Below are 1,453 nucleotides of genomic sequence, written 5' to 3'. Positions count from 1 at the left end.
GTAAGCGATGTGCCGGTCACACCTTGGGCACGAAGTTCCAAGGGAGCAATTCGTTGATGCGGTTCTGCTTGTGGTTGGCGACGATGGCGTGGAGCGATGCCTTCAGCCAGGCGTAGGGATCGACGCCATTGAGCTTGCAGGTTTCGATCAGCGAAGCGATGACGGCCCAGTTTTCTGCTCCAGCATCATGGCCAGCAAAGAGTGCGTTCTTCCGGTTCAGCGCAATCGGGCGGATGGTGCGCTCAACGGCATTGTTGTCGAGCTCGATGCGGCCATCATTGAGGAACAGCGCGAGCCCGGTCCAGTATTTGGCGATGTAGCTCAAGGCTTCCCCAATGGGCGCTTTCGCCGAGACGCGGGCACGATGATGATCCAGCCATTCGCGTATCAGCGCGACAGCTGGTTCAGATCGTTCCTGGCGAGCGGCAAGGCGGGCATCCGGCCGGAGACCTCGGATCTCGGCTTCGATGGCATAGAGGTCGCCGATGAGCCGTACACCCTCTTCGGCAATCGGGGCGGTACCGGCGCGCGTGATCTCGACTAGCTTGCGACGGGCATGAGCCCAACAATAGGCGAGCTGGATACCGGCGCCGACGCGACCAGGCGCAATCAGCCGATTGTAGCCGGCATAGCCATCCACCTGCAGGATGCCGCTAAAGCCCTGCAATATCCGTTCGGCATGCACGCCACTTCGGCCAGGCGCATAGGTGAAGGCCACACCGGGTGGTGCGGTGCCATTCCAGGGGCGATCATCGCGGGCCAAAGCCCAGAAGTAACCGGTCTTGGTTTTTCGCGCCCCAGGATCGAGCACCGGCGCGCGGGTTTCGTCCATGAACAGCTTCGAAGACCGTTTCAGATCTGCCATGAGCGCATCGTAAACCGGACGCAGCTCGAAGGCGGCACGGCCGACCCAGTCGGCAAGGGTTGAACGGTCTAGATCAACACCCTGACGGCTAAAGATCTGCGCCTGGCGATAGAGCGGCAGGTGATCGGCATATTTGCTCACCAGAACATGGGCGACGGTGGCCTCGGTCGGCAGCCCACCCGGGATCAGCCGAGCGGGCGCCGGCGCCTGCACCACGCCGTCGGTGCAGGATCGGCAGGCATATTTGGGACGACGAGTGACAATTACCCGGAACTGGGCCGGGATCACGTCGAGCCGCTCGGAGACATCCTCGCCAACGCAGTGCAGCCCGCCGCCACAGCCACAGACCAGGCTCTCGGGTTCGATGATCTCCTCGATCCGCGGCAAGTGCTTGGGCAGCGAACCACGGTTGGCATTGCGCGGTTTGGCCGGTCGTCGAGCGACGCGATCCTCGGCGTCCTCTTCGGCATGGACAACCGCGATTGCCGTTTCCAGATCTTCCAGCGCCAGTTCGAACTGGTTAGGGTCGCTCTTTTCCGACCGGCTTCCGAAGGCTGCCTGCTTGAACGCAGCGACCAGCTTTTCCAG

General features: G+C 62.3%; 1 protein-coding gene. It reads right to left on the bottom strand.

All coding sequences use genetic code 11. The annotated features are described in order from the left end of the window. Positions 1-16: 16 nt before the first annotated feature. A partial coding sequence (locus ASE94_RS00015; protein WP_244483857.1) for an IS66 family transposase occupies positions 17-1,453 on the bottom strand: 1,437 nt, incomplete at its 5' end.

The sequence above is a fragment of the Devosia sp. Leaf64 genome (assembly GCF_001421945.1).
Lineage (GTDB): Bacteria > Pseudomonadota > Alphaproteobacteria > Rhizobiales > Devosiaceae > Devosia.
The sequence above is the reverse complement of the archived record's forward strand: the minus strand, read 5'-3'. Positions and strand labels throughout refer to the sequence as shown.